The 25531-nt window shown below is 59.3% G+C and carries 21 protein-coding genes and 4 pseudogenes; 11 read left to right on the top strand and 14 right to left on the bottom strand.

Annotated elements, in window-relative coordinates; all coding sequences use genetic code 11:
* Positions 1 to 388 precede the first annotated feature (388 nt).
* Both QA640_RS04585 and QA640_RS04580 read right to left on the bottom strand, forming a co-directional pair.
* A complete protein-coding gene (locus QA640_RS04585; protein ID WP_283039571.1) occupies positions 389 to 952 on the bottom strand; it encodes a hypothetical protein in 564 nt (187 codons plus the stop codon).
* A 681-nt stretch (positions 953 to 1633) separates the two neighbouring features.
* Positions 1634 to 2275, bottom strand: a complete 642-nt coding sequence (locus QA640_RS04580) for a hypothetical protein (RefSeq protein ID WP_283039570.1) — start codon at positions 2273 to 2275, stop codon at positions 1634 to 1636.
* A gap of 356 nt (positions 2276 to 2631) precedes the next feature.
* Between QA640_RS04580 and istA the strand changes: the two are divergent.
* Positions 2632 to 3384: pseudogene (gene istA / locus QA640_RS04575) on the top strand (IS21 family transposase); the annotation flags it as partial.
* A gap of 21 nt (positions 3385 to 3405) precedes the next feature.
* On the opposite strand, the gene QA640_RS04570 reads toward istA, so the two are convergent.
* From QA640_RS04570 to QA640_RS04560, 3 genes are all read right to left on the bottom strand, one after another.
* Positions 3406 to 5472 carry a recombinase family protein gene (locus QA640_RS04570; RefSeq protein ID WP_283039569.1) on the bottom strand — a complete coding sequence of 689 codons (2067 nt, stop codon included), beginning with the start codon at positions 5470 to 5472 and terminating at the stop codon, positions 3406 to 3408.
* Between the two features lie 267 nt (positions 5473 to 5739).
* Positions 5740 to 6381 carry a helix-turn-helix domain-containing protein gene (locus QA640_RS04565; RefSeq protein ID WP_283039568.1) on the bottom strand — a complete coding sequence of 214 codons (642 nt, stop codon included), beginning with the start codon at positions 6379 to 6381 and terminating at the stop codon, positions 5740 to 5742.
* Entirely contained in the window at positions 6374 to 6739 is a 366-nt protein-coding gene (locus QA640_RS04560; RefSeq protein ID WP_283039567.1) for a DUF5372 family protein, read from the bottom strand. Before QA640_RS04560 ends, QA640_RS04565 begins: the two co-directional genes overlap by 8 nt.
* Here QA640_RS04560 and QA640_RS04555 point away from each other — a divergent pair.
* Both QA640_RS04555 and istB read left to right on the top strand, forming a co-directional pair.
* Positions 6685 to 7467, top strand: a pseudogene (locus QA640_RS04555) (transposase); the annotation flags it as partial. The gene QA640_RS04560 and the pseudogene QA640_RS04555 overlap by 55 nt on opposite strands.
* An 11-nt stretch (positions 7468 to 7478) precedes the next feature.
* Entirely contained in the window at positions 7479 to 8222 is a 744-nt protein-coding gene (gene istB / locus QA640_RS04550; protein ID WP_283039566.1) for an IS21-like element helper ATPase IstB, read from the top strand.
* A 90-nt stretch (positions 8223 to 8312) separates the two neighbouring features.
* Here the strand turns inward: istB and QA640_RS04545 are convergent, their stop codons facing one another.
* Together QA640_RS04545 and QA640_RS04540 are read right to left on the bottom strand one after the other, a co-directional pair.
* A complete protein-coding gene (locus tag QA640_RS04545; protein ID WP_283039565.1) occupies positions 8313 to 8573 on the bottom strand; it encodes a hypothetical protein in 261 nt (86 codons plus the stop codon).
* A gap of 1682 nt (positions 8574 to 10255) precedes the next feature.
* Positions 10256 to 10378 (bottom strand): hypothetical protein, encoded by a 123-nt coding sequence (locus QA640_RS04540; protein ID WP_283039564.1) that lies wholly within the window; start codon positions 10376 to 10378, stop codon positions 10256 to 10258.
* A gap of 340 nt (positions 10379 to 10718) precedes the next feature.
* Here QA640_RS04540 and QA640_RS04535 point away from each other — a divergent pair.
* From QA640_RS04535 to QA640_RS04520, 4 genes and pseudogenes are all read left to right on the top strand, one after another.
* Positions 10719 to 11396, top strand: a pseudogene (locus QA640_RS04535) (IS3 family transposase); the annotation flags it as partial.
* A 658-nt stretch (positions 11397 to 12054) separates the two neighbouring features.
* Positions 12055 to 13584, top strand: coding sequence for a group II intron reverse transcriptase/maturase (gene ltrA, locus QA640_RS04530; protein WP_283039563.1), 1530 nt, complete (start codon positions 12055 to 12057; stop codon positions 13582 to 13584).
* A gap of 64 nt (positions 13585 to 13648) precedes the next feature.
* Positions 13649 to 14116, top strand: a pseudogene (locus QA640_RS04525) (DDE-type integrase/transposase/recombinase); the annotation flags it as partial.
* 2 nt (positions 14117 to 14118) lie between these two features.
* Positions 14119 to 14475 carry a hypothetical protein gene (locus tag QA640_RS04520; RefSeq protein WP_283039562.1) on the top strand — a complete coding sequence of 119 codons (357 nt, stop codon included), beginning with the start codon at positions 14119 to 14121 and terminating at the stop codon, positions 14473 to 14475.
* 184 nt (positions 14476 to 14659) lie between these two features.
* Here the strand turns inward: QA640_RS04520 and QA640_RS04515 are convergent, their stop codons facing one another.
* On the bottom strand, positions 14660 to 15694 hold the full coding sequence (locus tag QA640_RS04515; protein WP_283039561.1) for a site-specific integrase: 1035 nt from the start codon (positions 15692 to 15694) through the stop codon (positions 14660 to 14662).
* The gene (locus tag QA640_RS04510; protein ID WP_283039560.1) at positions 15684 to 16256 is read right to left on the bottom strand and encodes a hypothetical protein; all 573 of its coding nucleotides are present in this window, start codon (positions 16254 to 16256) and stop codon (positions 15684 to 15686) included. Before QA640_RS04510 ends, QA640_RS04515 begins: the two co-directional genes overlap by 11 nt.
* Before the next feature lie 1126 nt (positions 16257 to 17382).
* Here QA640_RS04510 and QA640_RS04505 point away from each other — a divergent pair.
* Both QA640_RS04505 and QA640_RS04500 read left to right on the top strand, forming a co-directional pair.
* Positions 17383 to 17880 carry a hypothetical protein gene (locus tag QA640_RS04505; protein WP_283039559.1) on the top strand — a complete coding sequence of 166 codons (498 nt, stop codon included), beginning with the start codon at positions 17383 to 17385 and terminating at the stop codon, positions 17878 to 17880.
* On the top strand, positions 17864 to 18727 hold the full coding sequence (locus tag QA640_RS04500) for a hypothetical protein (protein ID WP_283039558.1): 864 nt from the start codon (positions 17864 to 17866) through the stop codon (positions 18725 to 18727). Before QA640_RS04505 ends, QA640_RS04500 begins: the two co-directional genes overlap by 17 nt.
* 24 nt (positions 18728 to 18751) lie before the next feature.
* Here QA640_RS04500 and QA640_RS04495 read toward each other — a convergent pair whose 3' ends face one another.
* The 3 genes from QA640_RS04495 to QA640_RS04485 are packed head-to-tail and all read right to left on the bottom strand — an operon-like array spanning position 18752 to position 20204.
* Positions 18752 to 19420, bottom strand: a complete 669-nt coding sequence (locus QA640_RS04495) for a site-specific integrase (protein WP_283039557.1) — start codon at positions 19418 to 19420, stop codon at positions 18752 to 18754.
* Positions 19421 to 19440: 20 nt separating this feature from the next.
* A complete protein-coding gene (locus QA640_RS04490) occupies positions 19441 to 19608 on the bottom strand; it encodes a hypothetical protein (protein ID WP_283039556.1) in 168 nt (55 codons plus the stop codon).
* The gene (locus tag QA640_RS04485; protein WP_283039555.1) at positions 19605 to 20204 is read right to left on the bottom strand and encodes a hypothetical protein; all 600 of its coding nucleotides are present in this window, start codon (positions 20202 to 20204) and stop codon (positions 19605 to 19607) included. Before QA640_RS04485 ends, QA640_RS04490 begins: the two co-directional genes overlap by 4 nt.
* An 895-nt stretch (positions 20205 to 21099) precedes the next feature.
* Here QA640_RS04485 and QA640_RS04480 point away from each other — a divergent pair.
* Entirely contained in the window at positions 21100 to 21309 is a 210-nt protein-coding gene (locus tag QA640_RS04480) for a helix-turn-helix domain-containing protein (RefSeq protein ID WP_283039554.1), read from the top strand.
* A gap of 217 nt (positions 21310 to 21526) precedes the next feature.
* On the opposite strand, the gene QA640_RS04475 is transcribed toward QA640_RS04480, so the two are convergent.
* Positions 21527 to 21661 (bottom strand): hypothetical protein, encoded by a 135-nt coding sequence (locus QA640_RS04475; protein ID WP_283039553.1) that lies wholly within the window; start codon positions 21659 to 21661, stop codon positions 21527 to 21529.
* Between the two features lie 603 nt (positions 21662 to 22264).
* Between QA640_RS04475 and QA640_RS04470 the strand changes: the two genes are divergently transcribed.
* Complete coding sequence (locus QA640_RS04470) at positions 22265 to 22462, top strand: hypothetical protein (protein ID WP_283043142.1); 198 nt, start codon at positions 22265 to 22267, stop codon at positions 22460 to 22462.
* A gap of 347 nt (positions 22463 to 22809) precedes the next feature.
* Here QA640_RS04470 and QA640_RS04465 read toward each other — a convergent pair whose 3' ends face one another.
* Positions 22810 to 24924, bottom strand: a complete 2115-nt coding sequence (locus tag QA640_RS04465; RefSeq protein WP_283039552.1) for a methyl-accepting chemotaxis protein — start codon at positions 24922 to 24924, stop codon at positions 22810 to 22812.
* Positions 24925 to 25531 lie beyond the last annotated feature (607 nt).

Raw genomic sequence — 25531 nt, 5'->3', positions numbered from 1 at the left:
TGTCATGCAGGATAAGGCCGCAACAAAATTTCCACCAATTTCGGTCGCCAGAGCAGCGAGGTCTTCGCCGCCAACTCGTACCAACTCCAAATTCATCAGCCCTCTGCGCAGTCCGCGATTGGGCTGCGCCACGGGAGAAAATCCGTCGCGCTTTGGAGTTTTGGCCCTCAACATCGCCTCCACCAAGGTGATTTCGTCCTGGCTGCCTTATTTTCAGGTGCCCAGGAGGGTTGGGTGGCAAGTTCATTGACGAATGAGCGTGCCAAGACTGCGCCTGGCAAAGATATGCAATTCAGCAGGTGTTGAAATTTGGAGCCTCAGATTGTCGGCGGGGACAAAACAAGACAATCAGAGGCGGGTTTTAGGATTGGCTGCACCACGGGGTGGGTCACTCCGGAAGCTCGGCCAAACGCAACGGGATAGGCCGTCGCCGATGCGTCTCAAACGTCGGTCTCATCTCGAGTACGATCCTCTCGAGCAACGCCGAAAGGTCTTCCAGGTAGTAGTGCAGACCGTCGGTACTGCCTTCTTCGTAGCTATAGCGGTACCGCTGGAAAGCCTTGGCTCCCTTAGCTAGAGCTGAAGGCAGATCATCCGGAACTTCTAGCCCAAACTTCTTTAACCCCTCCCAGTCGGCGCGTCGTTTCACGACAACCTCCGCTTCCCACATCCGCTGGATGCGAGCTTGCGTTTCATCGTTGAGCAACTCGAAAAGCCTCTTCAGGTCGTGATGAGGAGGCGCATCGTCGCCCTGAATACAAATGAGGCATTTCAGAAACAGTTCTGTCGTAAAAGCTCCTACAGAAATTACAGGCTCGACGAGTGTTACAGCAGCATGGAGATTTCCCGCCGCGCGGACCGTAGCTTCAACAGAGCGTAACACAGCCAGTGTTTGGTAAAAGCATTCAGCGTGCTCAAATATGTTCACTGCCAACGCGCGAGGTCTTTTCATTTTGCTAATGCCACTCTCTTGGGACCTAGAAATGAGCGTACATGCTTCTTTGCGCGAGCGGCGCGGCTCTACGCCTTGCTCGATAGTGAGATCGGGGTCATCCCCGTGCGTGCTTCCGCGATGACCAAGCTCGCAACAATTGCCAGCGAGCCGCTGCGTCTGCTGCCCGTAGAACTATGAGCCACTGTTTCATTGCATCCGCCTCCCAACCTGTACCTGGTCCCGTCGAGCGAAAATGAAAGCCCAGACCGCGTCCACTTTCTCCTCCCAAAAACCGCCTTAAGAAGCGCCCCGCCGCATGGCCACGCTTGACGACCAACCGGCCTTCATCATCTTTTTGACCCAATAGTCGCCACCCTCGCTCGCCGTATCGCAGGCGTGACGGACGTCGCTGATGCCAAAAGACCTCTCCCCATGGGAGCGTTGCTGGCGTGAAAATACTCCATCAATCTGTCGCCCATCATCTCCTCCGATGAACCGAAAATCGGCTGAGACCAGTCCCCGGACCTAGGCGGGGTCGCAAACTCTCCTCCAAAATTTCCACCAATTCGGCAGCGGGTTTTCCACGTGCCACTAGCATCAACTTCCAAATTCATCTGCCCTCAGCCTATGTCGATTGAGCTACTTCCCGAACTGTTTTTGGGTGAACGACCCTCAACGGTCAGCGTCGCCCAGAGGGCGTCAAGTGATTTGCTCGATATTCCCACCGTGGCTGACGAACAACGCACTGATCTTCGTTCTTTCTTTCGCCAAGTTCGGCAGCCGAGCCCATAACCCTCGAAATTGCTTCAGGTCCGGGAATGCCACCGAATATGCCGCTTGAGGGTCGGTCATGCGTTGAAGGGTCTCACCTAGCACTCCCAAGAAGTAATTCACCCGCATTGGAGCGAGCGTCCCCTCGCCTTTCGCTTCAATGATCCATCGGCGGCCACCCTGCCGCGCATGAATGTCAATTCCTGGCGCTCTGGCCCAAGCAACTTCGACCGTCCAACCCTGGGTGATCAGCCAACTCTGCAGCATTTTCTTTAGAACATCCTCCGACATAAAGGGGGCGCTTGTTGAGTGCGGGTAAGGCGCAGGGGGCATCTCTTGCCCTTCGACCACTACGGACGCGGAGCTTTGCTCAGTGGTCACGAAGTTACCGATTAGGCCGTCTGCGCGCTGCGCCCGTTCCAATAACCCCTTGGCGGCAAGAGATCGGCATTCGCCGTTCACCCGTTGCTGGGCCGTACCCGGACCGAATAGAAGTTCGGCGAGCCAGCGATCCGGGATGCCTGGCTGCTGTGAGACAATTTTCAGTATTCGATCCGACAGAGCCCCCATTTCTCCTCCTTCTCTGTTCCGCCAGACTACCCGTATAATCTATTGCGGCAAGGACGAACCAACCATCTGGGTCCGCCTCCGCCGCGTCGACGCGCTATCATTCAGGCAAAACCGCCCACCCGTACTCACCCTCTCGACTTTGGATTGCTTGTATGCGGATTCCGCTCGATGTCGCCCAGCATTCCGAGATGATCTCGCCCACCATTCCGATTTGAAGTCGCCCACCCGTTCCGAGATGAAGTCGCCCACCATTCCGGGATGATGTCCCCCGGGTGACGAGGCCTCTTCTGGCTCCCATAGGGTCAACCCTTTCGGCTTTGCGAAGGGGACCCTGGATGCCGACGGAGAGGCTTGCGATGCGCCGCGTGCGCGATGTGATCAGAATGAAGGCGGCCGGGCTGCCGAGCCGCGAGATTGCGCGACGGGTGGGCGCGGCGCCCTCGACGGTACGGCTGGCGATCCGGCGGTCCGAGGCCGCGGGTCTGAGCTGGCCGTTGCCGGACGACGTCACCGACACGGTTCTGGAACTCCGCCTATTCGCGAAGACCGGCAATGGCAACCGGCAGGGTCACCGCCGCATCGCCGAGCCCGACTGGGCGACCGTGCACCGGGAGCTCAAACGCAAGCACGTGACGCTGTCGATCTTGTGGGAGGAGTATATCGCCGCCGAGCCCGGCGGATACCGATACTCGCGCTTCTGTGAGCTCTACCGCGCCTGGGAGGGCCGTCTGTCGGTGACGATGCGCCAGGCCCATGCGGCCGGCGACAAGTTGTTCGTCGACTATGCCGGCGATGGCGTGCCGGTGGTGGTCGATCGCCTCACCGGTGAGCGCAGGAAGGCGCAGATCTTCGTCGCCGTGCTCGGCGCATCGAGCTTCACCTACGCGCAGGCGACGTGGACGCAGGGGCTCGCCGACTGGATCAGCGCCCATGTTGGCGCCTTCGCGGCGATCGACGGCGTCCCGGCGCTGCTGGTGCCGGACAACACCAAGGTCGCGGTCATCAAGGCGAGCCTGTACGACCCGCAGATCAATCGCACTTATGCGGAGATGGCGGCGCATTACGGCGCCGCCATCTTGCCGGCACGGCCACGCAAGCCGCGCGACAAGGAGATTGCTTCATACTGCACCTCATCCTGGTGGTTGTGCGGTGATAGGCGTTGTCTGTGGTTTGCGGGAACGGCGGCCGCCATGGCCTTTGAGGATAATCGTTTCTGATGTTATCTCCCAGAGGCCACGGTTCAGGCTGTCTGCATAGCATTTTTTGATGAGTCCCTGACGACCCCACTCGTGCACGGTGGTTTTGGCGATGCCGAACTTGGCGGCGACCTCGCGGGTTGTGAGCATGCCACGTCGGCGCAAGCGATCGTATCGGCTCGCCAATTTGTAGGCACCGCGAATGAAGGCGACCTTCTTCAGGTCGAAGGGCTTGCCTTCCCAGGTGTGCCATCCATCTCGGTTAAAAATCTCGGCGATCTCACGGTCGCAATGCTGTTCGAGCAACCGGTCGACGGCCGCGACAAGCTCCGGCTTGAACTTGCGCAGCTGGGCAATTGGCAGCGGTCGTTCGAGCTCCAACGTGCGGGTAGCCCCGCCGGACAGACGCACATGGGCAGTGATCTTCTCCGCCTTGATCAACGTCACGTCGTCAATGAGCAAGCGTACGATTCGTTTGCGTTCACGGGAGTCGACGCGTGGGTCGTTCCAGATTTGCGGCAGCTGCTCGGCAAGAGCGAGAATACGTTGGCGGGCCTCGGCGCCAAGCGTCGCAGCCTGCTGCTTGCTGCGGCGTTCGTATTCCTCAGCAGCTTCGGCATGACGGCGCAGCTTGTCATTCCACTCGGCCTCAAGCGTATCTGCGACGAGACGGTTGTCGGGGTCTACCTTCATGTAGCGTCGGCGGGCAAGTTCGGCATCGTAGCGCAGTCGTTCGACGTGCTGGCGACGCGCGGTATCTGTCTCGTGGGCCCGCGTCTCCAGCTCGCGCTGGACTTCCAGAGTGACGGCCAGCGCCATCGGCGTCGTCATCTCGATTAGCAGCGCGGCGATCGCTGGATCGACGATCTTGCCGGGCACCGTTTGGCAGGTCTTTCCGGCACGGCGTACCGCGCTTTCCTGACAGACATAGGTAGGAACCGTGCTGCCATGCTCGCGACTGTAATGCACGCCCATGCGTTCGCCGCACAAGCCACATAGCACGCGCCCTTGCAGTAACGCCGGTCCCTCGCGCGGTGGCCCCGACAGCCGTTCGCTACCGAATGCGCCGGCATTGTCAGTAAGGCGTCGCTGATTGGCTTCGAACCGTTCCCAGTCGATGTAGCCTTGGTGCATGCCCGGCATGACGAACTGCCAGTCCGCTCGGGGAATCTTGAAGACACTGCTTCCACCGTCGGGGCGGTGGCGTGTGCGCGTGCGCCCATAGACGAATGCCCCGGCGTAGCGGGGATTGTGCAACACCTGCAGGATGCGTGAATGCTGCGGTGACGCCCACAAGAGGTCGCCTTTGTTGGCACCCGTCCGCAGCCGGCGTGGGAACTGCAGGCCTTGCTCCCGGAAGAAGCGGACTGTCTGCATGGCGCTACCGGTGCGCTCAAAGGTCTCGAAGACCAGCCGGATGGCATTCTGGACTTGAGCGTCCGGATCGAGACCGATCGTACCGTCAGCCCGGTACACCAGCCCAACCGGCGGCCCCATCTCCAACTCGCCGCGCCTGGCCTTATTGAGCTGACCACCACGCATGCGCGCCTTGAGGATGTGCAGTTCGGCCTCGCTCATCGTTCCTTTGAGACCCAGCAGCAGACGATCGTTGAAGCAAGCCGGATCATAGATGCCGTCTTCGTCGAGAATGAGCGTCGCAGTCAACGCGCACAGCTCGATGAGGCGATGCCAGTCTGCAGAGTTGCGCGCCAATCGCGAGACCTCCAGGCCCATGACGATGCCGGCCTTGCCGAGCGCTACCTCGCCCACGAGCTGTTGGAAGCCGTCGCGCGCGGTCGTGCTCGATCCGGACTTGCCGAGATCGCGATCGATCACATGAATGCGACCGATCGGCCAGCCCGCTACAATTGCGCGATCACGCAGCGCGTATTGGCGTTGCGTGCTCTCGCCATGTTCGGCGACCTGCCGTAACGTGGATTGGCGAACATACAGGTACGCATCACGCTTGAGATGGTCGGCCGTGACCTTGAGCTCAGGCATGCATGGGCTCCATAGTGAGGGAGACAAGAATGCCGGCGATGAGACGGGTGACGTCGCTCGCCCGCGGGGACAGATCGGGCTTGACGGAAGGCGCGGGGTCGGGGTCGCGGCAAGCAGCTGCGGCAGGAGCTTCGTGCCCCACCGCCCGCATCCACGCAGCCAAACCTTGGCGGCGAAGAATGCCGAGACCAGGAGTTGCGACGGGCTCGCCCGACAGGGCCGCGGTGCGCAGCTTCTCGTAGGCCGCCGCCCGCGCTGGCGCCACAATCAGGCTGGATGGATTCGTTTTTTTTTGCGCGCCAGCGCCCGCTCGAGGCTGCGCCGGTGCACCTTGATGCCGAAGCGTGACTCGATTGCTTCGAGGCACTGAGATGTCGTCAGCTCGGGCTTTGCTATCTTGAGTTCGGTTGCGAAGGCAATGACCTCGCCAGACACCTTGTGGCCGGCTTTGGGGCCTCGCCGGCTCGGCAGCAGAGCGGCGAGCCCACCTGTCTTTAATGCGCTCTGAGCTTTGTAGAAGGTGGGCCGGGTAACGCCGAACGCCGCGGCGGCCTCGCTGATGACGATGCCATCGATCTGATGGCGCCGCACCATCTCGTAGCGCACCTGGACCAGATCCTTGGCATCGAAAAACGGATTGCCGGTGAACACAACGTCGCGAACGGCGCCGGGATTGGGGTTGAGGACGCCGTCTCGTGCCAGCATCTCGCTCTTCGGATCCCGCGTTTTTGCCTTCGCCATGCGCTGCTCCGGTACGTAAATAAAAATACGCCTCAATATGTAGGATGTCAATTGCCGTTGCAGCGCATATGTAGCGAATGTGGCCTCAAACCCGTAATCTAATGCCGTGGCTCGACTGCATCGCGGCATGATTCTCTTTACACAAGGGGCGTAATTACCTTTACGCATCGGTGGCTCGGAACTGCCGCGTAAGCTGGTCCAGCGCCTCGCACAGGGACAGCAAGTCCACTGTGCGAAAGGCGGCTCTGCCCTGCGCAATCCGCCGGAACTCATCCACCGGATCGATATCCGTGAACGCGCTTGCGACCGTGCAAAGCCGCCCGTCTTCGCCGGCGTAGACCACCCGGTCCTCGCCCCAATAACGGCGTCGGCAGATCAGCTCGAAGGCGCGGCCGCGCAGCGGGTGGAACGGATGCGTGATCCGTACTTCGATGCGGGTCGTACCAACATGCCCTGCAGTTGACGGCTTTCGATAAGGGCAAGGTTGAAGGCGCGGTGCTAATTGTTGAGCGCTGGATTCTGGCACGGCTGCGCCATCGGCGGTTCTTCAACCTGACCGATCTCAATGCCGCGATCGGCGGTTTGCTGGAGGAGCTGAACAATCGGCCGATGCGCCATATCGGCAAATCCCGCCGGCAGCTGTTCGAGGAGATCGAGCGCGAGGCGCTGGCGCCGCTGCCGGCGAGCCCCTACGTGCTCGCCGAGTGGCGTATCCGCCGCGTCAGCCTGGACTACCACGTCGAGGTGGAGAAGCATTACTACAGCGTTCCGCATCGCTTCGCCCGTGCCGAGGTCGAGGTCCGGTTCACCGCACGCACTGTCGAGATCTTCCACAAGGGCGAGCGGATTGCCGCGCATCAGCGCATGAGCGGCAATCACAAGCACACCACCGTGCCGGAGCACATGGCCTCCAGCCATCGGCGCTACGCCGGCTGGACCATCGCGCGTATCCGCCAGGACGCTGCCGCGATTGGGCCAGCGACCAGCGCGTTGTGCGACCTCATTCTCGACGAGCGCTCGCACCCCGAGCAAGGCTTCCGCGCCTGCCTCGGCATCCTCAGGCTTGCCGCCTCCTATGGGCGCGAACGGCTGGAAGCCGCGGCTGCGCGGGCGATCGACATCGGCGCTCGCACCTACGGCTCGGTCAAGTCGATCCTCGCCAACAATCTCGATCGGCGTCCTGCTCATCAGCGCTCCGCGGACGATGCGCCGATCTTGCATGCCAACATCCGCGGACCGCGCTACTACAACTAGGAGACCATCCCTTGCTCACCCATCCGACCCTCGACCGCCTCAACGCCCTCGGCCTCCACGGCATGGCCAAGGCCTTCGCCGACATCGAAGCAACCGGCGAGGCCAATAGCCTCGGTCACGCCGAATGGCTCGCGCTGCTGCTCGAACGTGAAGCCTCGCTGCGCCATGACAAGCGGCTCGCCACCCGCCTGCGCTACGCGAAGCTGCGCCAGCAGGCCTGCGTCGAGGATATCGACTACCGCACCCCGCGCGGACTCGACCGCCCGCTGTTCGCCAAGCTTGTCGAGGGCCGCTGGATCGACGACCATGCCAACCTGCTGATCTGCGGCCCAGCCGGCGTCGGCAAGAGCTGGCTCGCCTCGGCGCTCGGCCACAAGGCCTGCCGTGACAATCGCTCCGTGCTCTATCAACGTGTTCCGCGGCTGTTCGATGACCTCGCTCTCGCGCGCGGTGACGGCCGCCATCCGCGCCTCTTGCGCGGGCTCGGCCGTGTCGATCTGCTGATCCTCGATGACTGGGGGCTCGAGCCGCTCGACGCCGGTGCCCGTCACGACCTCCTGGAAATCCTCGAAGATCGCTACGGTCATCGTTCCACCATCGTCACCAGCCAGCTCCCCGTGGACCAGTGGCATCTGCTCATTGGAGATCCCACCTACGCCGACGCCGTGCTCGATCGCCTCGTCCACAATGCCCATCGGCTCGACCTCACCGGCGAGAGCCTGCGCCGAACCCGGCAATCCGCCCGAACGGCCTGAGCCCGCGACGCTGTGGACATGCCGCTGCGCTTGGACAACGCCAAGCCGTTGCCCACATGCCCACAGCAACAGCAGCAGAAAAGAGGAGGTTCAAGCCGCGATTCCAGATTGACCATGCGGCTCGCCCAATGCCAGAGAATCTACCGGCCAGAACGCCTCGCCCCCGGGCGAGATCAAATCGGAAAGGTGGGCGACATCATCTCGGAATCCCCGGGCGACTTCATATCGGTACACCCGGGCGACTTCGTCGGAATCCGCAGCTTGTAGCCAGCGCTCTGAAATCGAGATTTCAAAGTCCGCCAGAATAGCGCTTTCGACGTCCCAGGCACGGTGCGCGAAGAACTCGCCCATCAATGCGTCGCAGCGGTAACAACCGTGGCTTATGCATCTCCGCTCTTGCGTTTTACTGTATCTTTGCTTGATGACACCGACCCGAGACGCTCTTGGTATAAGCGCCACACAGGACGCCAATAGGTCTGGAAAATCTGTCAGATCGGGAACCGTAAATCGGCACTGATGCGGCCCGACGAGCAAATCGATGAACGTGATGATGCGCGTCGATGCCTGGCACTTCCAGCAGTTGCTCACGCCCGACTGAATACGGATTGTAGCCCTTGCTCCGCGAGGAATTCCGCATCGAAAGCGTTTTGCAAAGACTGCATTCAAGAAGTCGTTCAAGGGCATCGTCTGATTGGACACCTGGGCCTCAAATCCTGTGACGATGCTCCCGCAGACTAACGCGGCTGGCAGGTCTTTTGAGACGGGAAATCCGGGTCGACGAAACAGCCAAAGGCATCGAACGCCGGACTGCCGGTAGCGCTCCTCGCGATTTAGGGTTTCCTGGGTGTTTGGCCCGACCACTGAATTTCAATGGCGACTTTGTGCTGTCCTTTCTGCGCCAGCACATCAGCGGTCCATGCCTCACCGGATGGCGACGAACCTCTTGCCTCAGTCGAGCAATCCCATCCTGCGCGCCGTGCTGCTTCTGCTGCCAGCGCCTTCAGAGCCAGATGTTCTTCAGTCTCGGGCGCACTGTGACGCGGAGCGCGGGATTTATGAGCGAAGAAGTTCAGCCCCCTAGCGGATGTCTTCATGACTACTGTAGCGTCACAGCAGGGCATACGCGGTAGCTGTGCCCGGCTGCTATCCAGTCTTAAAGCAGACCACTCTGCATCCGTCAGGTCGAAAGATTGAATGGGTTGGCCATCTGGCCCGAGGCATCGCAGCGGCATGTCGTGAGAAATCCTCGCACGGCGACTATCGTCGGCAGACCTTCTTGAAGAACGTAGTGCGGTCCATTGCCTTGCCGGTAGAACAGGCGGCTTTGCATTAGTCGCTCTAGACTTCCGCGTGAAATTCCGGCGTAGTGAGACTCCGCCGTAAGACAAGAAAGTTGGAGGCAGTGCTGCCCCTCATGGTGCAGTACGTGGAATTTGGCCGAGCGCCCTTGCACTCCTGAAAGTCTTGAAAAAGAGCGTCGCAGGCATCTTCATCCAATGGCTCGTGAGGGTCGAGCTTGCTTTTTCTCATTGTGAGTTGGCCAGCATCGAAGCGCGCGGTTACTTGTTGTTGTTCCTGTCGATAGGTGAAGACAACTTCGTTTGACCGGAAGTCCAATCTCTCGACCCGGATGTCGCATTCTAGACACCCCTCGGCGAGGGGCTTAGTGATCGCCTTTTTCCCATCCTCTACGATGAGCTTCCAATCGTGCCACCGGGTCCCCGATCCGAGTTGGCCCATGGAAACTATGAGGAGATCATAGTCCTTGGTTCTATAGTGCTTTTCAACGCTCACGAATTCCACGCCTGGTGGGCATAGAATTTCGATTTGATCTCGATGGAGACAATTGAGATAGTCGTTAGGGGGAGTTCTCAAAACTCTATAGAAGGCGTTTCGCACCATGATGCTGTCGCCCTCGGGTTTTTCGCCAGCATCCTGGGCAAGCGCAGAACCTGACGAAATCGCCGTAATCAGCACCCATACGGCGCCATGTGCAACCGCATTGAGTATTCGCGGGGCTAGCTGATAACAGCTCACCGCGATTTGCCCTCCTGAACGCTTGCCACTCCTTGAAGATCGCCTCCAAAAATTTCCACCAATTCGCCCGCCAGAGCGGCGGGTTTTCGGCGGCAGTTCGTATCGACTTCCAAATTCATCAGCCCCTCGCCGTTGTTCTTGGTTGGGTCACCCCGCTTTGCCGTGAATGCCGCTACGGACTAGCGCTGAGTGGAACACCAATCGGATAGCGAAATGCCCGGTGCCAATCGCTGCCTGCTTCAACTTCCGGAGCACCAGGCTGCCTCAAAAAACCGTTCTGGAACACTTCATTTCCAGCTGTTAGCCAAAGCTCGGAGCCGTTTATTTGATAGTAGATTTGAAAGTTGTAGGTCATATCGTTGCCGTGCCAGCTGAGCTGGCTCCGGAATTCTGGACAGGGCGATAAGTGGAGTTTCTGCCTGACGGCGGGCAAGATTGTCCCGCGAATCAGGAGAGACGATGAGCAGACGAACCCGTCGGCACCACGCACCGGCATTCAAGGCGAAGGTGGCGTTAGCCGCGATCAAGGGTGAGATGACGCTGGCCCAGCTGGCTGAGCATTTCGACGTGCACCCGAACCAGATCACGCAGTGGAAGTCACAGCTTCAGGAAGCGGCGGCCGAGGTATTTGGTCCTGGCGGTGGCAACAGAACGAGCGAGCCCGCGGTGGACGTGAAAACGCTGCATGCCAAGATCGGGGAGCTCACGCTGGAGAACGATTCTTTTAGAAGGCGCGCTCAGCAAAGCCGGCCTGCTGAGCGCAAAGCGATGATCGACCGTGAGCACGACCTGCCGATCACGAAACAGGCGGAAGTTTTGAAGATCAGCCGTGGCAGTGTCTATTATCTGCCGCGTCCAGTGCCTTCCGCCGACCTCGCGATCATGCGACGGCTCGACCGGCTGCATCTGGAGTTTCCTTTCGCCGGTTCGCGAATGTTGCGAGACCTGTTGGCTGCCGAGGGGTGCAAGATCGGCCGCCGGCATGTTAAAACGCTGATGCGGCGAATGGGGATAGAGGCGCTCTACCGTCGGCCGCGTACCACCAAGCCCGAGCCTGGACACAAGATCTATCCATATCTGCTGCGCGGGATGGAGATCACACGCCCTAACCAAGTCTGGGCGATGGATATCACCTACAGTGCGCCTCGCCCCACAGTTGGGGAAGCGTATGACTGGAATGCAAAAGAGAAAGGAGGACTGAGAAAAAAATATGACTTGTTCCCTGCTGTGAGGGGACATGAGCCCAAGCGGCGGTGACCTGTCGTCAACTGGCAGGGTGACGTAGCCCGCAGGTAAAGGGGATTGAGGCGAAGCCGTTAAGCCGAGATGGTCCCCGAGGCTGAAGTATTGGAAGGTTGAGGAACACGAACCGGTTCACCCGCATCTGAGGGCTGAAATGTCGCCTCCGTCTACACGGCTTAACAGGTGGAATGCTGATGATGTCGCCGGACAGTTATGACGGCGTGCATCCGAACGCGAGCCCAGATGTAAGACGCTCGCGAGGGGTCATGGGGAGAACGCAGCCAGACCATGGCATCGGCATCGACTTGCGGAAAGCAAGGGAAAAGACTGCGACCGGCAGCCTCACCAATACGATGACGTCCAGCATATGAACGAGGGAAGGCATGATGGAATGCCCACGATGCTTTGCGTCGCAAGGGAGTTGACCCTGATGTCCATCATGCTGGCGGAGTTCTCGTAGTAGTCCGCGGCAGGGAAAACCTGCCACATGGCGAAGGGGAACAGTTCAAACTGCTTGGAGTGCAAACTACCTGACCGAATGAGGTGAAGACCTTTGATAATCAGTGAAATGCAGCACAAGCTCGCGACATGGGCCGAGAGCGATCCGAACCGAAGGTTCGATCGCCTCCTTCGGCTGATTGCCAACCGGGAATGGCTTGCCGAGGCCGCTCGGATTGTTCTGGCGTCAAGTGGCGCACGAACATCGGGCATCGACGGAATAGATAAGCAACGACTGCAGGTCAGATTGGATCAGCATCTGGATGACCTGCGGAAAAGCCTGCTGGACGAGAGTTATCGCCCCCAGCCGGTGAAGCGGATCTATATCCCGAAAACCAACGGCAAGCTACGCCCACTGGGTATTCCGACTCTGACGGATCGCATCGTCCAACGAGCCATGCTCATGGCCATAGAGTCACTCTGGGAAAGCGACTTCCATCGCCTATCCTATGGCTTCCGGCCTGAACGGAGCGTGCACCATGCCGTCCGCACCGTGAAGATACAGCTTCAGGATGGAGCCGACACGACGAGGGGCCGTTGGATCATCGAAGGTGATCTGGCAAGCTACTTCGACACGGTCCATCACCGGCTGCTTATCAGATGCGTGCGGCGACGAGTGCAGGATGGGCGGTTTGTTGATCTTCTCTGGCGGTTCCTGAAGGCAGGTCACATTGACCGTGACCTGTTTACAGCCTCCAGCGAGGGTGTTCCGCAAGGTGGCGTGCTGTCACCGCTCTTGTCCAACATCATGCTCCATGAGTTCGATGCGTGGCTGGAGGCGAAATACCTGAGCGACAAGGCCCGCAAGGACCGCTGGGCATGGAACTTTGGCATCAAGCTGGGCCGCCCTATTACGGTTCGAGAGAACCGGCAATGGAAGCCGGCGGTTGCTTATTGCCGATACGCTGACGACTTTGTCGTGATCGTAAAAGGGACCAAAGCTCAAGCAGAGGAAATCCGCGAGGAATGCCGCGCCTTTCTGGAAGGCAAGCTGAAATTGATGCTGAATATGGAGAAAACCCATATCACCCACGTCAATGACGGCTTCGTCTTTCTGGGGCACAGGATCATTCGCAAGCGAGGGTCGCACGGACGCATGTCCGTTGTCACAACGATACCCAAGGAAAAGGCGAAGGGGTTTGTTCGCAGGCTCACTGAAACCCTTTCCGGCAATCATAGTGTCAGCACGGTCGACATGATCGCAGGCCTGAACCGCCAACTGGCGGGATGGGCAGCGTTCTACAAGTTCACCGACTTCACCGCGTACGTATTCCGGCACATCGACCATGTCGTATTCTGGAAAATGGCACATTGGCTGGGGCACAAATACCGATCTCGCATCAAACCTTTGATGCGGAAATGGTACCGAGCCCCGGAACCGGGCAAGGCGAAAACCTGGCTCGTGTTTGGTCGGAATGAACGCGGCGGGCCGCACGGAAAAGCACTTTACCGGCTTGTCTCAAGTCCGAAGGCGCAGTTCCGGTGGCGCAATCCGGAGGATAATCCCTACATCTTCCGAAAAGAAGCCCGCAGCACTGTCACCTCGCACTATCATGATGTTGCTATGGCCATGGGCCAAGCTTGAACAGAGAGCCGTATGCGCTGAAAGGTGCACGTACGGTTCGGGGAGGAGAAGCGCGTTCGCGCTTCTTACTCCACTCCCGATGGCGCGCGGCTTCGTGTACCTGGCTGTTGTCCTCGACTGGGCGACCCGCCGGGTGCTGTCGTGGCGCGTTTCAATCACGATGGAAGCCGCATTCTGCGTCGAGACGCTGGAGGATGCTCTCGCTCGCCACGGCAAGCCGGAAATCTTCAACACCGACCAGGGCTCGCAGTTCACGGGCGCCGCGTTCACCGGCGTGCTCGCCAGTCATGGCATCGCCATCAGCATGGACGGCCGGGGCGCCTGGCGCGACAACGTGTTCGTCGAGCGGCTGTGGCGCAGCGTCAAATATGAGGAGGTCTATCTGCGCGCCTACGACACCGTGTCCGACGCCCGCGCCTCGATCGGCCGATACCTCGACTTTTACAATGGCCGGCGTCCTCACTCGAGCCTTGACGGCGGCACCCCGGATCAAGCTTACTTCAACCCGCTGCCGTTCCGCGCGGCAGCTTAATTTTGGCAGAAGCTCCACTTATCGACGCGGAATTGCTGTTCAGACAACCGGGACCACCTCAAGCCGTCATTCTGCAGAGCCTCTTGTTTGCTGTGAAGGCACGAACTATTCCGCCGATCGGCGTTGTTTTGAAACTCGCCAGTGAGGTTTACGATCCCAAGGTATGGGTTCATCAAAGAAGTAGTCTTCTGCAGATCAACACTCACCTGAGCGCCTGCGGTAAGACGAACGCCAATGAAGCCACCCTTCAGGCAATCGATCACAAGAATTTTTTGCGTTTCGCTAAGGTTCTGCCAAGTAACCGCCAATCCCCGCATTGCTCGAACCAACTGGCTCTCCAAGTTCTGAGCGTGCGCTGAGACCGGCTGGATAATCTGACTGGCCGCAATTAGTGCGGCGCAAAATCCCAGTTCATGAAGCGACAAGAAGCTCCACTTCGTACTGCCCTCGGCCCTAGCTTGCACGGCCTCGTGTGAAAAACACCTCGTCTTCTTCACAAATAACCTCTTCCAAAATCAGTCAATGGAATAAGCGTCGTTTATATCACAAGAGCATCCCAGCGGCATTATCCGTGATTAGCTCCCCGGCCCGGATGTAGCGCGCGAGCATGGCATCGGAGGCGTGACGGGTTTGGCTCCTAATCCTCCACATTGGGACGTCAGCCTGAGCAGCGCTGGTAGCCAGTCCCGCCCTGAGCGAGTGGCCGGAGTAGGAGGTCGGATCGAAACCAGCCGCCTCGACGCGCTCTCGGAGAATAAGGCCCACGGCCTCTCCCGAAAGTCGCATGTCTTCTACGCGACCATGCCGATCCACGGGCCGAAAAACTGCACCAGCGGTGATCCCTGACGCCTCTAGCCAAACGGCTAGAGCAGCCACAGGGCACCACCTACCACGCCCGAGCGGAATGCCGATTTTCTCCCCGCGCCCCTCCTGGTCCGTCTTCGAGCGCCGCAGATGCAGAATGATGCCCTGCCGCACATATTCAACGTCCTCAATGTCGAGCCCCACCAACTCGGATCGGCGCAGCGCGCCAGCGAACCCAACGAGGAGAAGCGCTCGGTCCCGGATGTCCTTAAGGCGCTCGCCGGTGGCCGCGAGCACCAAGAACAGATCGTCCTTCAGCAGCGGCTTTGCTTCCCGCTGCGCTGTACCTTTAGCTCGTTTGAGCCCCCTTAAAACGGACCTGACCAGTTCGGAGGTGGTCGGGTTGTCCACGCCCTGGGACCGGTGAATTCTCGCCAGCGCTGCAACGCGCCTGGAGAGCGTAGCGATGCTCAAAGTTTCAGCGTGCGCCGCTACGGACTCGGCAACGCATTCGGAAGTGGCCGGAATTTGGCCGCCCCAGGAGAGAAAATGCTGAAGATCGCTCAGGTAGGCCACCTGAGTATTGAAAGATAAGCTGTTTTGAGCCAGCTCCAGCACTCGATCTGAATTACCAGTGCAACTGATTGCAGATTGAAGTGCCAAATGAGCTTTTGGGGGTACTTTTTGCTCGATTTTAGGTCCCTGTAATTGAGGATTATGACGACTTAGGCCAGTTGCCGAGTTGCCGAGTTGATCCGTTGGATTAGCAGACATAGTTGCGAACCTCGTTCAATTTGGGAATGTCCTGAAGCATCAGTTCGAAAATGTCCGGCGGACTGTAACACTCCTGGTCAACCATCCTCCGAAGGAGGGCACCCGTAGGCCAACAAAGACGGTTTTTGACCAAGCCGCCTTCAAGCCGAAACACGATGTCGCCGAGGTAGCGTACGCGACGCTCAGGCGACACGTGCTGGCGCACCCATTTTGCGCCGAGCGCGTCAGACTTCAGATAGCACTGCAGGGCGCGGCGGCCTTCCGCAGAATATTGATCGTAAACCCAACCGGGGACACCCCTGATATTAACCTCCGCTGGCAGGTCATCTGATTGTAGTTGCGCTGGGGTCACCCCGGCGTCACGGGACAGGATTGCGGTGAAGGGACACAACACTTCGCCGATCTTTCGGAAGCCCTCCGATGAAATCGCGACGACCGTATGAGGGTAGCCCAACTCTCGCAGAGCATCGAACAGAGCCGCTGGATTACCGCCCCGCTTCTCCAGAAATGGAGAAGGGCGTCTATCAGTTCCGACCGCATACCATGCAGCGATCGCCCGCACCGGCCAATCCGCCTGGCCCGTCGCGATACGGATCAGCTCCGTGATCGATTTAACAGAGAGATCGCGCCGCGCGCGCCGGTAACGAGGGTGACGCTCGGCGGCGATTAACAGATCATCCGCCCGGCATTTGGGAGCCTGTGTGAGCAGCCGGGCAAGCGTACTCGCCGTTCGCCACTCCCCCTCCCCATTGGCTCCGAAGGCGTTTCACTCCGAGAGCGCACGTCACACCGAATAATGCGTCAAAGCTCGCGACGCCAACATCTTCAAAGGCGATCGCACCCAGTCGCCGCCACAGCTTCTCCGGTGCGAGCCGAAGCAGCGTCGCTGCCGCGTGTTGCGCGAATGCGTGTTCGCCACGACGGATCGCCTTCTGGAGTAACGACATGGCGACCCAGGGGATACATCCAATGTGTTGGGAGTTACCGGGTCCGACGCTTCTATCAATTCGGCCAATCGACTGCGCGCTTGGCTGAGGATCAGCGGTCCATTCATGTTCGCCTCCTTGCAGGGGGGCGGTGACTTCTGACCCAGTTCGATAATGATCCTGTTACGCACCAAGAAAAGAGTTGTGTCGCCCCTGCCCGTCAAAAATGTCGGCGACACGCGCCAGGGACACGTCGGTGACAAACAGGAAATTAGGACGGTAGAGACACGTTGAACCCCCTCTACCCTTCCGTGAAAGCAGCTTTTCAGGCCGAAAACCCGCTAGCTGTGTGACCTGGCTTTGTCGCCGACGTGTCTCCGGACGTGTCGTCAGACGACATGATGCTTCGGCTAGCGAACAAGCCCCGGTCTGCCAAGTATGCCATTTTCACGAATGGCGATTGATGCGACGACAGAGCGAGCGTATCCGTAGGCACCCGAGCGGGTTGTGGAGGACAGCAATGGATGAGCTTGATCAATCGGAATGGGTTCTTCGCGCGAAACAGGCCTCTCAAAATTCTCCCTGGATATCGCTCCAGCAGATTTCGCAGACATACGGAATTTCGATCCGCACCCTTCGCCGCATGCAAGCTGAGGACTTGATGCCTCCCCGAACTAAGCGGGGGCGGCATCTCGTGTATCGCAAGGCTGAAATCGAGAATGTGCTAGCTGTAGGACGTCGGGCGCTGAGGCAGGCGGGACGATGAAGGTACCTCCGGCTCAGCTCTTCACCAAGATCATCTCGGATGTTGAACGTGCCTTGACCAGGTTCAAAGGCCTTTCTCCCGAGCAGGTCGTGAAAGCGCGGTCCTCGATCAAGCGCTACCGCCGATTGTTGGTCCGGTTGTCCACGAAGGGGTCGACCCTGATCGAAAAGGCAGCTCTGCACTCATTCGATGCCCATTTCTGCGCGGCGGTGCGCGCTACGGAGCGAGCGGGGCTGACGGCGACGAGTTACTCCGAATTGAAGAAGATGGCTGATCGGGCGAGAGCTGGGGATGCCGCTGCTGAGACCGTTTCCGCCCGATGGATCGAGAAGGACAACGGGGATTTTCGATTGATCGTGAAAGGCGGGGTCCTGCGCAATACCCGCCTGCTTGTGTTCCGGGACGCATTGAGCAGCTTGGGGGTTGACAAGCCAGTACCACTACTCCCGACCCGGAGCGGGAGGGGAAAGAGCATTCATGCGAGCGGTCGTTGATGCGATCTGCTCGGGTCGGTCGTGGGTCGCCAGGGCCGATATCAAACACTGTTTCGCGTCGATGAGGCCTGCGCACTTTGACGGTGGGCCTTTAAATCAGCAGCTGTTACGAAAGGAGGTGTTCATATCCGAAGAAGCGAAGATTGAAATCGAACTGCCAGGAAATGCTGCCAAGCTCTGGACGTTCCTTCAATCGAAGCACAATGCTGCAGCTACTACCACTATCATAAACTGCACCATATGTCTCACAACTCAGATGGTCCGGCAAGGTTTGCCAGAGGGGTTGCTCCTCTCTCCGCTCTTAGCACGCAGTTTCATCGGACGCGAAATCCAAGCAACGCTTGGGTCCATGGGTGTTGCGGTTCCCACTTACGTGGACGATCTCGCAATTTGCGCGTGCGCCCAACCAACAGCTGCGGCGGCAATGCAGGCTTTAGAGGTGCGGCTCAAGTCGCATCCCGCCGGACCAATTGAGCTTCACGCTAAGTGCGTCAGGAACGCAGAATGGTGGAAGAGCGAGGGCCAGGTAACAGTGCTCAAGTATTTATTGGAGCCTGGTAACGGGTACGGCGGAAATCCGGTCCACGTGAAGCCGGGACCGGGCCGCATATCAAGATTTAAAAAGCGGCTCAAAGAAAAACTTGATCAAGCCAAGGCTGAAGGGAAAGACCTCTATAGCGAGGGTCTCCGCTATTGGAAGCAATGGTACGCCAGTCAGCAGGCCTGGACCAAAGTGCCCGGATATACAGAGCTAGTATCGGAGAACCTAGCGATGTCGTACATAGATGACTACAAGCTCGGCATCCCGATGGGCTCGAACGGCAAGGTCTACGGGCTTGTGGCTTAGTCGGTTGTCCCGTTCTGTGCAGGTTTATGCAGATTTCAATTCCGCCAAGTCGATCGGATATACAACCTTGTCGATTGCTTCCTTCAGCGCGGACAGCGGCGCACCGCTACCGTAACCAGCATGGACACTCTTATCGATGTGGCCCATGAGCGCCTTGTTTATGTAATCAGGCGAATTCGCTGCCCGTAAGCCGTCCAGAAAATTGTGCCGGAAGGAATGGAAGGCCGTGCGGTCAGCCTTGAACCCAACATGCGCGGCGTAGCGTCCCCACCACTTGCTGAAATTGTGGGAAGCATACCCGTCAGCACCCTTCTTGATTTCCGGGAACACGCGAGCGGATACCGGACCTCCCGCCACAAATTCGAGAAATCCAAGTTCAATCAGAGCATGGTGGATCGGCAACCGGCGCTTGCTTGACGCAGATTTGAGGGACTTACCATCCCCGCCCCTAACATCGAAGTACCATATTCCATTCTCTTGCTTCACATCGGACTTCAGCAGCTGGACGACCTCGCCGAGGCGCATGCCGCAGAAAAGCGCGATTAGCGGCACCCAAAAATATCCGTCGCGCACCCGGAGGGAGCCAGGCTTGTAGCGACAGTCGTCCGACCTATGGCCAGTATAAAGCGGCGAACCGAAAATCTTCGCCAGCTGATCCGCCGAATATGGCTCCCGCAGATCACCGGCAGCCAATTTTTTGGCGCCCCCAATCTTTAGTTTGCCCCGGGCACCTTGATGAAGTCTTCGTTATGGGCCCAAATCAGCACCTGCTTGAACATCTCGAAATATTTGAGCTGAGTTTTGACCGACAACGATTTTCCCGACGTGTTTGCTGCGATCGCCTGCTCGGCGCCCAAATCTTTGGTAGCGGACGCTTTCATATAGTTCGGCGGCAGCAATACAGGACATCTCTGACGCGCTTCACGGCGTCCGTATCAACGGACTTCATTGGAGTGGTGGCGCCGATCATTTCCGTCCCCAGCGCGATCACCCTCTTGTAGTCAGCGGCCGTCTTGGGGGCCCAGTCGGGCTTTTTGAACGCGACAAACCGATTGGCGACGTCCTCGAAAGTGAGCTGTATGTTCAACTGGGGTTGGTCACCCGGGATCGGCGGTAATGCGAACACCCCTGTGAACAACGGGTCAGACGACGTGACCGCGTAATTACCTGCCAATTGCTCGGCATGAAGTTTGGCATTTTCTATTCGCGCGCGAAGGACAGCGGTGCAGGCGAAGCGGAACGCTTCAGACAACTTCGATGTGGCTCCCGGATCGATACACTTGAGCAACCTCTCAGCGTCCGACCGAACGTCGGGAGAGAAGTACTGCTGCGCTAGGTCACCTTGCATCTTCAGCGCAAATTGCTTCGCGCCAACTATTTCGATCTCCCGATCGAGGGCGGGATCATGCGCTATCGAAAAAGCAAGCTCTGATGACTTGCACAGTTGGTCACGAAAGTAGTTTTTGGCGCTCTCCACTCGCGTCGGATGTAATGTGAGCCATCGACCGAACATCCTGAAAAATTAATTCGAGCCCGTTGCTAAGAACGCGGGCTCGCATCTTGGCCAAAATTGCGTCTGAAGTTCGGAGCGCGATCTTAAATTCGCGGCGTCCAAGCAATCCAATCAGCGCCAGCGGGATCGCAATCCGGAAATAGAATTTGGACCCTCGCCTAACGAGATCTGGCTGGGGCATAAGTTCACCTCTCTGTACCAGGGTTCTGTCCTAGTCGGAGAGGCTGCACGGGTGCCTGTTCTAATATCGCAGTACGAGCAGGTAGTTATCACAAACGTGGCGGAGAGGGAGGGATTCTCACTCTGCAGACCTCCCCTCGAAAGTGCGTCCTCGGTATCCCGGCTCGGCGACAATTGCGGTTACCAGTTGCTTATTTGTCGATTAGGGAAGAAAGGGTCGCCCGACCTAACTAGTTGTGAGCGACCCGAGAGATAGGTGATAAATCCTACCGGACAAATGGGTTACACTTTGCCTTTGTTCTACGGGAGGTGTGGATGCCGTGGAATGCAAGTTCGGTGATGGAAAGAGCGCCTGCGCTTTATCGCGCGCCTTTTGGATGGCGAGGCCATGATGGAGGTCCGTCCGATTTGCACTCTACGGCGCGCGGGAGATAGCGGCGGCATCAAGGAGCCTTTTGTTCGGCACCGTAGGCGACGTAGATCAACGCATTCCGGGCGATTGGGCTGCGCGCAGATAGCGTCGAAACAAATCAGCAGGAATCTCGTGAGCTACCACAAAAGCAGCGCCTTCCTGGTGAGCCCGCGTCGACACCAAGGTCGCGCCATGGAAATGCCCATCTCGCTCAGCGGGGTTTGATCCGATTGTGGCGGAGATCATCGAAGCACATGCAGGAACAAAATGGTTGACAGCTACAATAACAAGCGGCGCCGACTCGTGGAGTTCAAGGACGGTTGCCGTTATGGCAAATTTGGAAAGACTAAGGCTTATGAGCTGATCGCCCACGAGAGGATCAAGGCCTACAAGATGGGAGGCAAGACCATGATCGACCTCGACAGTGTGGACGAATATCACGCTTCGCTTCCGAGGCTCGAAACGAGAGCAAGCTAAGCCGCCGATCTGCACAGCGAGACGGCGGACGCACCGTCGCGCAGGCTGTCGAGGCGGTCAGACCATGCTGCATTAAACGCACGCGTTCGGCCCAATAGGCCGCACGGTCATAGACCGCCGCGGATATTGTTCTTGTCGCCCTTGCCGAGCTGGCGCCGCTGCCTCGTCGCGCCGCGGCTCTTTGTTTTGTCCGTGTCATGGGAGAGTGGGGCTTCCACTACATCGCCGTCGAACGCGCCTCCCGGTTGAGTAGGGTCGACGCGGTCCAGCGGAAGCCGCGCGCGCAGTGGTGGCCGCCGAGGTCATTATCATAGCCCATGACCCGCAGCGCCTTGTTTATGTTGTCGGACATTGGCATGCGATCGTCATTGGCCGTCCAGCAGATCGTGGATCAGCGTCGCGATCAACGCTTTCCGCATCTGTCGCGCGCGAGGCGCGACCGAGTCGACCTGCGAAGGGGTACAGCACAAGGCAAGTGTCTCGCTTGGCATCGTGGGGCACAGTGGATGGGATACTGACAAGTCCCTCTTTGACCTCGCGATAGTGTTAGGTCGATCCCGCCAGGATTTCGAATCAGAGCCGGGTTCGATTCCGTTAGGGGCGATTGCGAAGACCGAAACGGCATGGGGGCGTGCCGCTGCCGGTGCGCCAATTGTTTTTATTTTTGCCAGCCAATCCCGGGCGTCAGCTTGTTGGTATTTCTGTTGGTATCGGCAGAAATTGACGAGAAAAATCACCACAAATTCAAATGGTTAATGCATTAGGCGATTGCCGGCCAGGGGCACCAGACTGAAAACACCAGCAATAACAACGGCTTCGATTACTGGCTTATTCGCGGGCATTGAAAACACGCGTAAAAATTCGCGGCAGCCGTCCGTGTTGGTAGTTTTGTTGGTATCGGGAGAACAAGCGTTCACGACGAATTTCGCTATTCCCGAACGAGGGAATTGAGCAGATGGCCCGCAAGAACGATGGCGCGAGCGCCAACCCAAAGCAGATAGGGACCGACGTCGACTGCCGCGCCGCCCGACCGGAATTCGACGGGCGCGCGTGGAGCAAGGGCAACATTTCCGACGTGACCGGCGGCCTTTACCTCTTCATCTCTTCATCACGCCGGGTTGGTGAGTCTGATCGCCGCGATCGTTGCGCCTGAAACGCGATCTCGCTCACTCTCCGACGAGATCGGTTGAACATCGACGGCGTGGTGCGCGCTGGAAATGGTCGCTCTGCGGCTTTCGATGGCCGCGACGTACCGGCCGCCTTGAGGTCGTATCGGCCGCCCAGGGCCAGCAGGCGCCTTCGTATGAACGGATCTGCGCGTTCGGCCCGCGCACGAATGCGCTGCAAAGCGGCTCTCCCGACGAACTGCTCCCCTCACGTTTGAAGTGCGAGGGGGAGCAGACTCTTTGAATGTCTTGATGAGCTAATTTCCTGTCGAGATCGCCTATGGGAATGGCGCTCGCCGGCCGACCGTCGACATCGCAACGGCCCGGAATGCGGTTACGCCGCGCGCATGTCTTCCAGGAACTTGCCGACCTCGAGCTTGAGCCGGCCGGAGTCTGCGGCGAGCAACTGGGCGGTGGCCAACACATGCGAGGAGGCCGAGCCGGTCTCGCTCGCGCCGTGCCGGACGTCGGTGACGTTTGCGGAGACCTGCTGGGTGCCGTTCGCCGCCTGCTGCACGTTGCGGGCGATTTCCTGCGTGGCCGCGCCTTGCTCTTCGACGGCGGCAGCGATGGTCGAGGAGATTTCCGACAGCTTCTCGATCGTGCCGCTGATCTCCCTGATAGCGCCGACCGATTCCTGTGTCGCGGACTGGACGCTGGTAATCTGTTGACGGATTTCCTCGGTTGCTTTCGCCGTCTGCTGCGCCAGCGCTTTCACCTCGGAGGCGACCACGGCAAAGCCGCGGCCGGTATCGCCGGCGCGCGCCGCCTCGATGGTGGCGTTCAGCGCCAGCAGATTGGTTTGGCTGGCGATCGAGTCGATCAGTTCCACGACGTCACCGATCCGACCCGCGGCCTGCGACAATTCGCTGACGCGTTCATTGGTGCGGCAAGCCTGCTCAACTGCGTCTCGGGCGATGCGTGCGGATTCCTGAACCTGGCGGCTGATCTCGTTGACTGAGGAGGTCAGTTCCTCGGTGGCGGAGGCTACCGACTGCACGTTGGCGGAGGCTTCATTTGAGGCGTCTGCGACAGCCATCGTCAGCACCTTCGACCGATCGGCCGTGGTGTTCAGTGTATCGGCGGAAGCCTCGAGTTCGGTCGCTGCGGACGAAACCGTGTTCACGATCTCGCCGACCATGGCCTCGAAATTGCGCGTGATGGTGTCGACGCGGCGGCTGCGCGCGATCTGTGCTTCGGCGTCACGCGCGGCTGCCTCGTCCGCGAGTTTCTTCGCGACCAGCGCATCCTTGAAGATCTGTAGTGCGTTTGCCATGGTACCGATCTCGTCCCCGCGATGTCCGTCCGGAATTGTGACATCGAGGTCGCGGTCGGCAAGCCGCAGCGTCGCGCCCGTCAGTCGCGTCAGCGGGCGGATTACCTGGCGCATCACCGCGACGACTACTGCGAGCGAGGTGGCGAGCACGACGAAGAGAGCCGCAAGCGCCCAGACGAGCCGCGTCTGCGCCTGCGCGATCGCTCCGTCATTGGCCCTGTGGGCGAAGCTTAAGGCGGCGTCGCGCAGACCCAGCACACTGTTCAGGACGGTCCCCCAGTCGGCCTCGCCGACCGGGGAGGGACGCCCCTCGCGTGCGGCCGCGGCGACGTCGCGAAACCGTGGCTCGCCTTCTTCCATCAGTGTCGTGCGCACCTGCTTGATGGCGTTCACGAGCTCAGGCGCATCTCCGGCATTGTGCACACCTTGCTCGATCTGCTTCCAGATCAGCGCGACCTGGCCGCTCAGCTCGGTCGCTTCGACGATCTGTGCCGCGGACATGGGCTGTTTACGGACCAGAAGGCCGAGGACGGCCGCACGGGAACCGTTGATCGCGCGCATGCCTTGTGCTCTTTGTGCGAGTTCCGCCGACGGCAGCAGATTTTCGATGTCGCTTCCGGCGCGCGACAGGCTGATCAAGGCTTCACTTGTCGCCGCCGTGAGCGCATCGACCGCGCGGGCCAGACCGTCGACGATGGCCGACTGGCTGTTGGCGGGGCGCTGCGCCTTGGGCTGCATTGCCGCCTGACGCGCGACATTGCGAGTATTCTGCAAGGCTGTTTCGGCGGCTTCGATCGATCCCGCCGGCAGCTCAGCCGCGCGAATGGCTTGCTTTGCGGCACCGATCGCGGCATCCGTGGTGGCGAGTGCCTTGTCCAGAGCGGACAGGTTCTCGGGCGTGGCAGCGTCGGCCAGACCCATGACCGCGAACCAGGCGGAGCGTTCGGCCGGGATCCGGCTGTTGGCCTTCATCACCAGCTCGAATGCGGACAGCGCGCGCGCCGCGGCTTCGCTCTTGCGGAGATCGCCCCATCCGTTCCAGGCGATTGCTGCCGCGAAAGCCACCGCGAGAAGGCTCGTGATCAGATTGCCGGCCAGCAACCGCCATCGCAGGCTGATGCCCTTCTGTCGACTGACGGATGAGCGTTCCGGCGGAAAGGAAAGATCTGACATCATAGCACCCAGGCAAATCGCGCGATTTAGCTGCGGAAGGGAACGATGGGCGGTTCGCCCGGTCACGATACTTCACAATCGCAACCAACCCCTTAATTGTTTGGTACTAACCTACGGGGCGCGGACATGGTCCGCGCGGCGCGACCACCTTATCGGCGCGTTCCCGCCTCAGGCCAGGGCATTTGCCGATGCCGATCATCGACCGAACGCAAAAACGACTGGCGTCCGCGACGATCTTTAAGGGCTATCCCAATGCCCAACGCCTGCTCATCGCGAGGCCGCCCCCTACCAACGGCATTCCTCCGGCTCACGGGTTGCCGGCGCTTTTGAAAACACCAGCAATAACAATAGTTTCGATTCCTGATTGATTCGCGGCGCATTGAAAACACGCGTAAAAATTCGCGGCAGCCGTCTTGTTGGTAGTTTTGTTGGTATCGGGAGAACAAAAGTTCACGACAAATTTCGCTATTCCCGAACAAGGGAATTGAGCAGATGGCCCGCAAGAACGATGGCGCGTGCACCAACCCGGCGAAACGGACCACTTCCGTGCGCTCGCAGGGCGAGCACTCGAAGGTGCGCTCCTCGAATCCACGCGGGCCCGGCGAGA

Origin of the sequence: Bradyrhizobium sp. CB82 (assembly GCF_029714405.1) — a bacterium.
Taxonomy (GTDB): Bacteria; Pseudomonadota; Alphaproteobacteria; order Rhizobiales; family Xanthobacteraceae; genus Bradyrhizobium.
The sequence above is the reverse complement of the archived record's forward strand: the minus strand, read 5'-3'. Positions and strand labels throughout refer to the sequence as shown.